This is a genomic window from Streptomyces sp. NPDC107575, from assembly GCF_055657265.1.
In genome coordinates, this window is sequence record NZ_JBVKBG010000002.1 from 1351179 (window position 1) to 1364098 (window position 12920).

12 protein-coding genes are annotated in these 12920 nt (G+C 70.6%); 9 read left to right on the forward strand and 3 right to left on the reverse strand.

Features of this window, described 5'->3' with window-relative positions:
• Positions 1-50: 50 nt before the first annotated feature.
• Positions 51-554 (reverse strand): Asp23/Gls24 family envelope stress response protein, encoded by a 504-nt coding sequence (locus ACZ7L4_RS12760; protein WP_472101771.1) that lies wholly within the window; start codon positions 552-554, stop codon positions 51-53.
• Between the two features lie 254 nt (positions 555-808).
• On the opposite strand from ACZ7L4_RS12760, the gene ACZ7L4_RS12765 reads away from it, so the two are divergent.
• The 6 genes from ACZ7L4_RS12765 to ACZ7L4_RS12790 all read left to right on the forward strand — a co-directional run bounded on the left by ACZ7L4_RS12765 (position 809) and on the right by ACZ7L4_RS12790 (position 4234).
• Entirely contained in the window at positions 809-1393 is a 585-nt protein-coding gene (locus ACZ7L4_RS12765) for an RNA polymerase sigma factor (protein ID WP_472101773.1), read from the forward strand.
• On the forward strand, positions 1390-2052 hold the full coding sequence (locus tag ACZ7L4_RS12770) for an Asp23/Gls24 family envelope stress response protein (protein WP_472101774.1): 663 nt from the start codon (positions 1390-1392) through the stop codon (positions 2050-2052). The genes ACZ7L4_RS12765 and ACZ7L4_RS12770 overlap by 4 nt, the downstream gene beginning before the upstream one ends.
• Entirely contained in the window at positions 2049-2372 is a 324-nt protein-coding gene (locus tag ACZ7L4_RS12775) for a hypothetical protein (RefSeq protein WP_472101776.1), read from the forward strand. Before ACZ7L4_RS12770 ends, ACZ7L4_RS12775 begins: the two co-directional genes overlap by 4 nt.
• A gap of 170 nt (positions 2373-2542) precedes the next feature.
• Entirely contained in the window at positions 2543-3148 is a 606-nt protein-coding gene (locus ACZ7L4_RS12780; RefSeq protein WP_472101778.1) for an alpha/beta fold hydrolase, read from the forward strand.
• A gap of 151 nt (positions 3149-3299) precedes the next feature.
• Positions 3300-3998: a VWA domain-containing protein gene (locus ACZ7L4_RS12785; RefSeq protein ID WP_472101780.1), complete on the forward strand. Its 699-nt coding sequence runs from the start codon at positions 3300-3302 to the stop codon at positions 3996-3998.
• Positions 3992-4234, forward strand: coding sequence for a hypothetical protein (locus ACZ7L4_RS12790; RefSeq protein ID WP_472101781.1), 243 nt, complete (start codon positions 3992-3994; stop codon positions 4232-4234). Before ACZ7L4_RS12785 ends, ACZ7L4_RS12790 begins: the two co-directional genes overlap by 7 nt.
• 60 nt (positions 4235-4294) lie before the next feature.
• Here the strand turns inward: ACZ7L4_RS12790 and ACZ7L4_RS12795 are convergent, their stop codons facing one another.
• Complete coding sequence (locus ACZ7L4_RS12795; protein WP_472101783.1) at positions 4295-6100, reverse strand: TerD family protein; 1806 nt, start codon at positions 6098-6100, stop codon at positions 4295-4297.
• Positions 6101-6390: 290 nt separating this feature from the next.
• Between ACZ7L4_RS12795 and ACZ7L4_RS12800 the strand changes: the two genes are divergently transcribed.
• Complete coding sequence (locus tag ACZ7L4_RS12800) at positions 6391-6756, forward strand: hypothetical protein (RefSeq protein ID WP_472101784.1); 366 nt, start codon at positions 6391-6393, stop codon at positions 6754-6756.
• A 291-nt stretch (positions 6757-7047) separates the two neighbouring features.
• Here ACZ7L4_RS12800 and ACZ7L4_RS12805 read toward each other — a convergent pair whose 3' ends face one another.
• A complete protein-coding gene (locus ACZ7L4_RS12805) occupies positions 7048-7269 on the reverse strand; it encodes a hypothetical protein (protein WP_472101786.1) in 222 nt (73 codons plus the stop codon).
• Positions 7270-7697: 428 nt separating this feature from the next.
• Here ACZ7L4_RS12805 and ACZ7L4_RS12810 point away from each other — a divergent pair, with 428 nt between their 5' ends.
• Entirely contained in the window at positions 7698-9596 is a 1899-nt protein-coding gene (locus ACZ7L4_RS12810) for a family 20 glycosylhydrolase (protein WP_472101788.1), read from the forward strand.
• Positions 9597-9910: 314 nt separating this feature from the next.
• Positions 9911-12832, forward strand: a complete 2922-nt coding sequence (locus tag ACZ7L4_RS12815; protein ID WP_472101790.1) for a glycosyl hydrolase — start codon at positions 9911-9913, stop codon at positions 12830-12832.
• The last annotated feature ends 88 nt before the right edge of the window (positions 12833-12920 follow it).

Here is a 12920-nt window from a genome sequence, read left to right on the forward strand (position 1 = left end):
CTGTCTCGGCCGGTGCCACGGGCCCCGGCCGCCTCCGTACGAGCAGCCGGTCACTCCACGCGGTTCTCCGCGGCGGGTGCCTCGTCGTCCTCGGGCAGGTGGACGTCATTGATCGTGACGTTCACCTCCACCACCTCCAGGCCGGTGATGCGCTCCACGGCGGAGATCACGTTCTCGCGCACGTCGCGGGCCAGGTCCGCGATCGGGACCCCGTACTCGACGACCAGATCGATGTCGATGGCCGTCTGCCGCTCGCCGACCTCGACCTTCACGCCCCGTCCGACGTTCGGCCGCCCACCCGGCACCCGGTCGCGCACGGCGCCGATGGTGCGGGAGAGGCCGCCGCCCATGTCGTGGACGCCGGGGATCTCCCGCGCCGCGATGCCGGCGATCTTCACCACGACGACATCGGCGATGGACGTCCTGCCGCGGTCGGCCGCGGGCTGGTCGGCTCCCGTCGCGCCGCCGAACACGGCCGTCGTCTGCTCCGCCCGGCCGGACCGCTCCAGCGGCACGTTCTTGGCGGCCGGTGCGCTCTGCGTGTTCGTGCTCATGGCGTGTCCTTCTTCCTGCGGTCGGTGACATGTCCTTACGTGGATAGACCCGCCCCGGACGCATCTGTGACGCGCCAGTAGGAAGAACTTTTCGGTGGGCCCCGGCCGAGGCTTCGTCCGTCGCGCCGCTTCCACCGGTTTCATCGATGTCATCGGGCTGTGTCGCGGCCGACCCGACCGACCTCGAATTTGCCGCGTCACAGATGCGGCGCAGGTGTGTCCAACAGTCAGGAAGACACGAGAGGAGCCACTCAGTGGCGGGTGCCCGCAGAGATACCGCACCGCCGGAGGGCGGCAGCGCGACCGATGACGCGCTGCTGGCAGTCCGGGCCGCGGAAGGGGACGAGGAGGCCTTCGCCGTCCTCGTCCAGCGGCATGCGCCCGCGCTGCTGCGGCTGGCCACACGGCTGCTCGGCACGCGCACCGAGGCGGAGGACGCCGTGCAGGACGCCTTCGTCAGTGCGTGGCGGCGGCTGCCCGAGTTCCACGGCTCGGCGTCGTTCGGCACGTGGACGTACCGCATCGTCACCAACCGGTGCCTGAACATCCTGCGCTCGCGCAGGCCGGTCGTGCCGCTGGAGACGGCCGCGGAGGTACCCGCGCCCGAGCACACGGTCTCGCCGGCCCGGATCACCGAGGCCCGCGACGCCGTACGCGAACTGGGCGCGGCCCTCGACCAGCTGTCGGCCGAACAGCGCGCGTGCTGGGTGCTGCGCGAACTGGACGGCCGGCCCTACGACTTCATCGCGGACGCGGTCGGGATCAGCCAGGAGGCTGTCCGCGCCCGTGTCTTCCGCGCACGACGCTGCCTGACTCAAGCACTGGGGGCCTGGCGATGACCGCTCACACCGACCCGCCCAACGCCCACTCCGAAACCCACTCCGAAACCCACTCCGGGGACGCCGACGACGAGCGGCTGCCCTGCGGCCGCCTGCTGTCCCAGGTGTGGTCGGCGTGGGAGGAGGGCGCGGACGACCCGCACCTGCCCACCTGCCCGCACTGCCGGGCCGCCGTCCAGGACCTCGACCAGCTGGAGTCCGCGGTGCGCGACCTGCGCGGGCACCCCCTGGACGACGACCCCGGCCACGACGCCGCGGCCGCGCTGACCCGCCGCGTCATGGACGTCGTACGACTCGAACTGCGTCCCGGCCGCCCGCTGCCCCTGGGAGAACCCGACGAGGACCTGTGGGTCATGGAGGCGGTCGCGGCGCGGTCCCTGCGTGCGGCCGCGGAGACCGTGCCCGGTGTGCGGGCCGGTTCCTGCCGCCTCCGGCCGCTGCCCGGGCCGGAGGCACCGGACCGGGTCGAGGTCGCACTCGACATCCAAGCACCGTTCGACGCCTCCCTCCCCGACCTCGCGGAGGATGTCCGTACGCGCGTGTGGCACGCGGCGGACCGCGACCTCGGCATGCCCGTCGCGGCCGTGCACATCCGCGTCACCGACCTCATCGACGTCACCGACGGCCCCACCGATGGCCAGGAAGGCGGAGCCCGATGACCACGACCGGAACCCCCGACCACCTCACCGACGACATCGCCCGCGCCGTGACCGATGTGCCTGGGGTGGCCTTCCTCAAGCCCGATCTCGCCGGCCGCCTGCGCTCCGCGCTCGGCGGGCCGTCGGGCGTGCGGCTCACCCCTCCGCAGGGCTCGGACGGCACCTGGCACATCGAGATCCAGCTCGTGGCGCTCGCCCACTCCCGCACGGTGGAGGTGGCCCGCGCCGCCCGCCGGACGGTCGAGGAACACCTGGCGAAGGCCGTCCCGGACCAGCGCGGTCGGGCTCAAGTGACTGTCACGGTCACGGGACTGATCTGACTGGGGCCGGTGTTGAATGGCAGGTCAGTCGCCGGACAGACCAATCCGTTTAACGGCGGGCGGCGGATGATCAGTAGCGGGTGTTCCACGGACACGTCGTGGGGCAGGGAGGGAGACGTATGACCGAGTCCGGGCGGAGAGCCACTACGGCGGGTACGGGCGGTGCGTTGGTGCCGTGCCGAACTCCGCCCGGGGCGCGGGCCGCGGTGCTGTTCCTGCACGGCGGCCGGGCGGACGGCCGTTCCCCGTCACGGCCCTGGCACCTCGCGGCGCTGCGCATGCGGCCCTTCGTGCGGGCGACCGCGGCGGCCCTGGCGGACGACCCCGTCCTGCTGGCGCGGGTGCGGTACCGGGTGCGCGGCTGGAACGGGCCCGACGCCGATGCCCTCCGGGACGCGGAACGGGCGCTGGACGAACTGACCCGGTTCGCCGGCGACGTACCGGTGGTCCTCGTGGGCCACTCCATGGGCGCCCGCGCCGCTCAGCGCGCCGCACGGGCGCCGCAGGTCCGAGCCGTTGTGGCGCTGGCCCCCTGGTGCCCGGAGGACGAACCCGCCGCGCATCTGAAGGGCAAGGACGTCCTGGTGCTCCACGGCGACCACGACCGCGTCACCGACCCGCAGGCCTCGGCCGCGTTCGTCCGCCGCGCGCGGGCGGCAGGCGCGCGGGCGGACTTGTCCCTGGTGCCCGGCGGCGACCACGCGATGCTGCGCACCAGCGCGTATTGGCACCGCACCACTGTCTCGGCGGTGGTGGGCTTCGTATCGCACACGTAGTGGCGGTGGAGCGCGTCACCTTCGTCCGCGCCCGCTGACATCGTGTCGTGGAGCGATCAGCTGTGCCCGACAGGCGTGGAGTTGCCGTCACTGCAACCGTTCGGCCCGTCCAGCCGTCAATCACCCACGACCACGCAAGGAGCACACCCGTATGCCGATCGACTTCGAGAAGATTCCCACCGGACTCGTCAGCCTCACGAAGACGGCCGCCGTCTCCCTGCAGAAGCAGGGCCTCACCGGGCGACAAGCGGCCGTCCACCTCGTCCTCGACCGGTCTGGAAGCATGCGCCGCTACTACAAGGACGGCAGCATGCAGCACCTCGCCGAACAGGCTCTCGCCCTGTCCGCGAACCTGGACGACGACGGTGTCGTGCCCCTCGTCTTCTTCGACACCGAGGCCCACGACGTCGTCGACATCAGCCTCGACAACTACGTCGGCCGGATCGCCGAACTGCACGAAGCGCTGGGGCACATGGGGACCACGAACTATGCCGGAGCCATGGACGCCGTCATCAACCACTACCTTGACAGTGGCACCAGGACACCCGCGTTCGTGATCTTCCAGACCGACGGCTCCCCCGACTCCCGCCGCGCTGCCGAACGGACCTTGTGCAAGGCAGCCCAGCTGCCGATCTTCTGGCAGTTCATCGGCTACGGCGACGACGAGTTCAAGTTCCTGCACAAGCTCGACGAGCTGGCCGTACCGAAGAAGCGGATCGTCGACAACGCCGGCTTCTTCCCGGCAGGCAAAGACCCCAAGCTCATCCCCGACGGCGACCTCTACGACCAGCTCATGGGTGAGTATCCGGACTGGCTGCGCGCCGCCGTCACCGCGGGAGTCATTTGCTGACCGCTCCCGCGCTGGCCATTACGCGCCGCAGCGACGGTGAGCCGATACGGGCCGGTGGCGAAACCGTGGGCAGGCTGGGCGAGTTCTGGAGCTGGGCATGCTCCGACCTGGCCGGCAACACCATGCGCGGTGTCCTGGCCGAGTACCTCGTGGCCACGGCCCTGGGCGCTGCCACCGAGACCGGCTTCGCCGGCCTGCAGCGGGCAGTCGCCAGATCCGCTGAAGGCGCACGGTAGTCCCAAGGGGGCGAGCTCGGCTGTGCGACGAGCCGCCACCTGCGCTGACCTGACCCGGATTCAGTCGGCGATGTCGACTCCGTATCCGCGCGCGAGGGCGTCGAGACCGTGGTCGTAGCCCTGTCCGACGGCACGGAATCGCCAGAGCGGGCCGCGGCGGTACAGCTCGGCCAGGACCAGTGTGCGCTCGCTGGTGGCGGCGTCCAGTGTCGCGCGCGTGAGCGGGGCGGCGCTGTCGCCGGGTGCCGCGGCGACCTGAACGGCGCCGACGTCGCCGAAGGACAGGTTGCCGTCGATGGCCGCGGCAATCACCACCCGGTGCGAGGACGGGGGCAGGGAAGCGACGTCGACGGCGATGGTCTGTTCGGCCGGGCCGTTGGTGAGCAGGTGGACGGTGCCGCCGGGATTCTCCGGGGCTCCGTAGAAGACGAAGTCCTCGTCGAAGGTGACCTGTTCGTCCTCGTCGAGTACGAAGGCCACGACGTCGACCTCACCGCGTTCCCATGGCACCCAGGACGCGGTGACATGCCACGGCGACGTGGGGGTGGGCAGGTCGATGACGCCGCCACGGGGAAGGACGTGGGGTGCCGCGCTGCCTGCCTCCTCGGTACTGGCATCGGCGCTGAGGAGGGGGGTGGTGGCGGTCAGGACCGGATCGACGAGCCACCGCTCGTCGTGCACCGAGAGCCCCAGTTCCGCGATCCGGGGCATACGGCGGTCGCTCTCTCCATTCGGGAGGACGACGACGTCCGTGACACTGCGCGAGAGATTGACCGCGGCGGAGCCGCCGAGTTCGACGACGCGGCTGCGCGTGTCGGCTGCCTCGGGGTGTGTGCCGCCCAGGACGAGGACGCGGCGCCCGGCCAATGGCCTCTGGCCCGGCGCGATGGGGGCGGGCTCGGCCTGGCGTGGGGCAGGGACGGCCGGTGCCGGTCCGGGCGCCTGATGCGTGGCTCCGGCTGCTACGTCGCTGAGCAGCTGGAGGAAGGTGTGCTCGTCGATGACGGGCACACCTTCGGTGGCGGCCCGCCGTGCCTTCGCCGACATGGTCGCAGGCTCGTTGCTGACCAGGACGCTGGTGTGGTGGCTGACCGAGCTCACCATATTGAGTCCGGCGGCAACGCCTCGCCCGATCAACTCGGCCCGCGCACAAGCGGTTTCGCCGGTGATGGCGACCTTCATACCCTGCCTGAGCGGTGCGCCCGGAGCCAGCCGGCCGGGATTGCGGTAGGCGCAGGGCGTCTTGGGCGGCGTGGGTGTGAACTGGGACTCGGCCCGAGGCGGGCAGCTCACGAGGGGCAACTGAAGTGCGAGCCGTGCCGCCTCTTGCAACGACGCTCGCAGGATTCCCGCCAGGACCCGCGTGTCGTCCAACGCGTCGTGCGCATGCCGCTGCGCCACGCCGTAGTGGGCGGCCAGGGTGCCCAGTTTCATGTCGGCTGTCGGTGGGTCCACCCGCCGGTTCAGTGCGAGGGTGCAGAGCCGCTGGGAGACCGGCAACCACATGCGGGCCCGGGCGAACTCGTAGGCGAGGAAGTCGTAGTCGAACTGTGCGTTGTGCGCGACCAGAACACGGTTCCGCAGCATCGCACCGATGCGCTCCGCGACCTGGTCGAAGGTGGGAGCGCCGCGCAACCGCTCGGCGGTCAGCCCATGAATGTCGACCGGCCCCGGATCGCACCCCGGATTGAGGAGCGTGGAGAACTCACCGGTCTGTTCGCCGTCCCGACCGATGGTGACCACGGCGACCGACAGCACCCGGTCGCGCCGGGGTATGAGCCCGGAGGTCTCCACGTCGACCAGGGCCCAGTCGTGGGCATAGCCGTCCATGGGGATGAGGTCGAACGAGGGCGGGGCGAGACTCATGGGGCAAGGATGAACGGGCATACACGCCACCTTCAACCTTCATGCACTTTTGTGTTCATACCGTAGCTGTGGGCGTGGCACCGCTGGGTGGTCGAGCGAACGATGCCCTGGCTGAACGGATGCCGACGCCTGCACCGCCGTCAGTGTGCACCGAGCAGAGTTGAACATGTTCAACTCTCGTGGCACCGTTAGCGCTTGACGATCTGGTGTGCGAAGCAACCAGGGTCTGACGTGCGCAAGGGGGAGTCATGTGTGATGAACGAGGGCGAGTCGCTGCGGGGGTGCGTGGCGTGGTCCTGGCGGTCGCGGTGTTGACGCTGGCCACAGGGTGCATATGGCAGCCACGAACACTGGCTCGGGCCGACATCGTAGGCACCTGGACCGAGGGCGATACGGGGACCCTGCTCTTCAAGGACGACGGCACCGTCGTCGCAACCGGCCTTGCCGAGTTCAACAACGACGGCGACAAGGTGTCGGAGTGCAGCGGCACCGGCGAGTGGGGCGCGTATCCCGACGACAAGGAAGCGGAGAAGGTGTGGACCACCGTCTGCGACGGCAATCCGTGGGAATTCGGCGGCTCGAAGGCGCATCCGAAAATGTGGCGCAGCGTGGGAGATCCTGATAACGGGGACGACCAAATCCTCAACCGCACGTAGAGGACGTTCCGGCACCGGCGGCACCACGCGTTCGGACAACTCCCACAATGCCGTTTGGCACCATGCCGGGTGCATCCATGGGGCCCAACACGCGGGACTTGACAGGGAAATGGCCTGCTGCGCATACGGCATGGCTTGGCGGCGCCGCCGAGCTGAACAGCCGGCTACGCAAAACGCTCGGCTGGGAACCCCAGCCGAGCGCCTCGCTCAGCTCCTGGCCACAGCCAGTTGATCACTAGTGTTGCGACGCCCCCCGGAATTCGCCGGTCGGCAGGGGGCTCAGCGCAGCGATCAGAGGGAACCGTTGATGCTGATCTGGTGCGGCTGGGCGAAGGCGTTCTGCGCCTGGGAGGCGGCGCCGAGGGCGGTGCCCTGGGCCAGGGCCATCAGGTCGGCGGTGCCGACGGTCTTGCCATCGATGGTGACACTGCCCTCGGGGGCCAGGCCGCCGGAGACGCCGTCCAGGTCGGCGTCGGAGATCTCGAGGGTCTGCATCTGGTGAGCGGAGTTCATGGGGAAGTCCTTCGCACGGGGGGTTCAAAGGGGAGTGGCGCGGGCGATCACACCACACGGTGCGCCGGGCGGCCAATCAATGACCGGCCATGCCAAGGCAGTTGATGAAACCGGCATGACCTTCATGTGGGGGTGGGCACGAAATCGGGGCGGTTCCTCCACCTCGTTCGCCGAGCAGTGCGCTCGCAGGTGTTGCTACCGGCGCAGCAGAGGCGACAATTCCCCACCAGCGGTGCGAGGGGACCCAGCAGTTGCGCACACTCTGTGCAAGTTCTGGCCATCGCAGGCTGGGGGGGGGCGCCCGAAGGCGTGCTGGAATCCTGCACCGCGTGCTTGCGTGCTTGCGTACGTCGCGCACCCGGATGTCCAAGTACTCGTCCGCGATGTCCATGGACAGCGTCTTGTGGATCCGGGAACCCTCGGGTCCCATGTGGACCGAGTCGCGCACGACATCGCCCGTCCGGCGCCGCAGACCGTATCTCGTCGGTCTGGCCGGTGCCGCCCTCGCCCTTCTCGCCGGGGCGCTGCCCGTCTCCGCCGCGCCCGGAGCGTCGCCTCAGGAAGCCGCCCCGCGGACCCTGCCCGCCCTCGACAACTGGGCCCCGGGTGCGGGCAGTTACACGTACGGCGACCGCACCCGGCTCGTCGCCGACGATCCGGCATCGCGCCGCGTCGCTCACACCCTCGTCGGTGACCTGCGCGCCGCGGGCCACGGCACCGTGCCCGTCACCGGCGGCCCCGCCCGGACCGGCGACATCGTCATCGACGTCGCCCCCGCCCGCCGGCAGCTCGGAGCCGAGGGGTACGAACTGCGGGCCGGTGCCCGGCTGGAGATCACCGGCGCCGCCGAGACCGGTGCCTTCTACGGCACCCGCACCCTCCTCCAGATGCTCGCCCAGGGCGACGCGATCCCGGCGGGCCGAACCGTCGACGTACCGCGGTACAAGGAGCGCGGGGTCGGCGTCTGCGCCTGCTACGTGCACATCTCCACCGACTGGCTGGAGAACCTGGTGCGCGAGATGTCCTACCGCCGGCTGAACCAGCTGCTCCTCGAGATCAAGGTCAAGAGCGACAGCCACCCCGAGGCCAACACCTGGGGGTACTACACGAAGAGCGAGATCCGCAGGATCGTCGCGCTCGGCGCCAAGTACCACGTCACGATCGTCCCCGAGATCAACTCGCCCGGCCACATGGACCCGTGGATCGAGAACCGCCCCGACCTCCAGCTCGTCGACAAGGACGGCAAGGCCCAGCCCTCCCGCCTCGACGTGACCAAACCCGAGGCGTTCACGTACTACAAGAGCCTGATCGACGAGTACGCCGAGGTCTTCCCGTCCGGCTGGTGGCACATGGGCGCGGACGAGTACATGCTGGGCTCCGACTTCGCGAAGTACCCGCACGTGCTGGAGTACGCCCGCGCCAAGTACGGGGCGAACGCCACACCACAGGACGCCTTCATCGACTTCGTCAACCGCGTGCAGGCCTACGCCGAGAGCAGGGGCAAGCGGCTGCGCATCTGGAACGACGGCCTGACCGGCGCCAACACCGTGCCCGTCGCGCCCGGCACCACCGTCGAGCACTGGCTGGACGTCGACGTGAAGCCGAGCGCCCTGATCGCGCAGGGCCACCCCGTGATGAACGCCGCCTACTCCCTCTACCTGGTGCGCGGCGGCTTCCACACCGACACTCGCAAGCTGTACGACCAGCGGTGGGACCCGCGCAGTTTCGAGGGCGAGAAGCTCACCTCCGACCGCGGGATCACCGGCGCGAAGATCAGCCTGTGGCCGGACAACGGACGCGGCGAGACCGAGAACGAGGTCTCCCGAGCCACCACCCCGGCCCTCGACCACATCGCCCAGGCCACCTGGGGCACCGCCCACCCCGACGCCACCTACGACGCGTTCACCGCACGCGCCGCCGCGACCGGCACCGCGCCCGGCGTGCGTGACCTGACCCGCGTCCCGGTCGGCGACGGCACGTACACGTTCGCGGACCGCGGCGGCCGCACCGACGCCCGCACCGTCCGGATCACCCGCACCGCCGACGGCTACGCGACCCTCACCGACGACGCCGGCGGCGCCTGCCTGGAGACCCGCAGCGGCAAACTCACACTCAACGTGCCGCTGCAGCCCGGCTCCGCCGCCACGTGGGAGAAGTGCGACCCGAAGAACACGCTCCAGCGTTGGCAGATCGCACGGGCACCCGGCGGCTACACCCTCACCAACGCCATCACCCGCATGACCCTCGACACCACCGCCGACGGCGGCCTGGTGCAGTACCCGCCGGACCAGGAGAAGCCGACGATCTGGACTCTCACGCAGAACTGACTGGACCGGTCACATCCATGATCTGTACCCACTGCTCAGAACTCGAAGGGGCGGTGGGTGGCCGGCGCACATAGTGATCGGAGGGGCAACTCGCCCAGGTCGTCGGCCTCCCGGCCATGTCGTCGGTCACATCTCAGCGACATGCCGCAGTCAGCGAAGCGCCAGGTGTTCACATTCGTGGCCCGTCCGGTGGCTGCAAGACCATTGTGGCCGCCGGGCCGGGTCTGCGAGCATCGGCGGGCGATCTTCGAGCCGTGGCACGACGGCCTGCGCGTCCCGGCGGGGCCGAACTTCGTCGAGGGGATGAGCGCACGATGCGCCGAAGAGACATCCTGCGGGGCACCGTCGCCCTGGGAGCATCCGCGGTCGCGTTGCGTGCCACCTCGGTGGCCGCCGCCCTGCCCACCGAGTCCGTTCCCGGAACCGGGCACGGACTCGACTGGCCGCGGTTCGCCCGCGAGGCGCGGCCCTGGACCCGCTGGTGGTGGCTCGGCAGCGCCGTCACCGAGGCGGGGCTCGCGCGCCACCTGGAACGGTTCCAACAGGTCGGATTCGGCGGCGTCGAGATCCAGCCCATCTACGAGGCCCAGGGCTACGAGGACCACGACCTCGCCTACCTCGGCCGGGGGTGGCTCGACGCGCTTGACGCCACCACCCGGCACGCCCGGCGACTCGACCTCGGCGTGGACCTCACCACGGGCTCCGGCTGGACCTTCGGCGGGCCGTGGATCAAGCCTGAACAGAGCGCGGGCAAAGTCCTCGTAGAGCACTGGGAGTTGGACCACGGCGAGCGGCTCGGCGTCCCCGTGCGCACCACGCAGCCACCGCACCCCGGCCTCGTCGACGAGGAGAAGCTCGCACGGCCCGACCTGCGTCCGCCCATGGACCCGCTTCCCGAGCCGCCGCTCGCGGCCCTGGTCGCACGGGAGGCAGACAGCGGCGACACCGTCGACCTCACCGCCCGTGTTCACCCGGACGGCACCCTCGACTGGACGGCTCCGGCCGGGAGTTGGCGACTCACGGGTGTGTTCAGCGGCTTGGTGCTCAAGCGGGTCGAGCGGGCGGGGCCCGGCGGCAAGGGCCTGATGGTCGACTACTTCGACGGCGCGGCCGTGCGACGCCACCTCGACCACTTCGGCGAAGCCATCGGCTCAGGACGAGGGATACGCGCGCTGTTCCACGACTCGTTCGAGCTGGAGGCGACGGACTGGACACACCGGGCCGTCGCGGAGTTCGCCCGACTGCGCGGCTACGACCTCGTCCCGCACCTGCCCGAGGTGTTCACCGGCGACGGCACGCCCGAGGTGCGCTCGCGAGTTCTGTCCGACGTCCGTGAGACGCTGGCCGACCTGTTCCTCGAGCAGTTCGCCGAGCCGTGGGACGCCTGGAGCGCCGAGCGCGGCTGGCTCACCCGCAACCAGGCGCACGGATCGCCCGCCAACCTGCTCGACATCTACGGTGCAGCGGACATCCCGGAGACCGAGTACGCGGGCGCCGAGCTGATCCCGATCCCGGGCCTGCGCCAGGGCGCGGGGACCGCCAACGCGCCCAAGTCCCTTGTGTGGCGCTGCGCTTCGTCGCCGGCCCATGTGCTGGGCAAGCCGCTCGCCTCGGCCGAGACACTCACCTGGCGCGACGAACACTTCCACGTGGCGCTGTCGCAGGCGAAGCCCACCGTGGACCTGCTGTTCGCCGCAGGCATCAACCACATCGTCTTCCACGGCACGGCGTACTCGCCCGAGGAGACCGAAGAATCCCGGGACATCCCCTGGCCCGGCTTCTCCTTCTACGCGGCCGCCGAACTCCAGCCCGCCAATACCCTCTGGGGCGAACTGCCCGAACTCAACGACTACATCACCCGCTGCCAGTCGGTGCTGCAGTCCGGCGAACACGGCAACGACGTCCTCGTCCACTTCCCTCAGCACGATCTGTGGGCCCTGCCCGACGGCGGGGTCGGCGACGGGGCCGAGGACATCGAGTTGTCCCCGGACTACAAGTGGGAGGGCACCGACTGGATGTACGGACACCCCAGCGGCGCCGGTGACATTGCCGAGGGCCTGGAAGCGCGCGGCTGGCAGTTCGACTGGGTGTCCGACCGGCAGCTCGCCGGCTTCCGCGGCTCTGCCGGCGGTGTGTCCAACGGCCACAGCCGGTACGCAGTGGTCATCGTGCCGAACGCGCGGCTCATCCCCTTGGGGACCGCCCGCAGGCTCCGCGACCTCGCTGCGGCGGGAGCGACGGTGGTCTTCGTCGGCGAGCTGCCCGAGGACGTACCGGGGCTCGCCGAACTCGACCGCCGCCGGGCCGAGTTCAAACAGATCGTCGCCGAACTGTGCGAGCGGCGCGACCCGAGCCACAGGGGAGCGTTCCGGGTCGGGCGCGGCCGCGTCGTCGTCACCGGGAGCGGCCGTGGACTCGACGCGGCTCTCGCCGCGGCAGGCGCGGTGCGCGAGCCCGTCGCCGACTCGGGGCTACGTGTGCTGCGCCGCCGCCACGCCGAAGGCAGCCACCTGTTCCTCACCAACGTCACCGCGCGGCGCATCGACGGCTGGTGGCCGCTCGGTGCGGACGCGGCATCCGTCGGGGTTCTCGACCCGCTGCACGACACGCGAGGTCTCGCGAAGACCCGGCGCGCCAGTGCGGGGGTCGAGGTGCGGCTGCGGCTCGAACCCGGAGAGTCCCGCATCCTGCGCACCTTCACGACGCGCGCACTCTCGGCGGCCCCAGCCCCCACACCGGTGCCCACCGGCCGCGAGCGCGAGCTGACCGGGTCGTGGACGCTGGCGTTCCGTGAGGGCGGCCCCGAGCTGCCGCCGACGCGGACGATGGACAAGCTGGTGTCCTGGACCGAACTGGGCGACCAGGAGGCGGAGTTCTCCGGCACCGCCCGCTACATGCTCCGCTTCACCGCCACCGATACGGAGCGTGCCCGCGACTGGCTGCTCGACCTCGGCGACGTACGCGAGAGCGCCCGCGTGCGGTTGAACGGCCGTGACGTGGCCACAGCCTGGGCGCTCCCGTTCCGCGTGCCGTTGGGGCACGTGCTGCGCGAGGGGGAGAACGTCCTGGAACTCGACGTCACCAACCTCGCGGCGAACCGGGTCCGTGCCCTGGCGCGGCGCGGCGAACTGAACCTGCGCCACTACATGCAGTGGCGCTCGACCCCGCCCCAGGACTGGGACCCGATGCCGTCCGGCCTGCTCGGGCCGGTTCGGCTGGTGGAGGTGGGGCGCTGAGCCGACCGCTCCGGATCAGGGCCGGTCGGCCCTTGCTCTGTGCATGAGCAGGTCATCCGCAGTCTTGCGCAGACGATCTTCCCCTGCG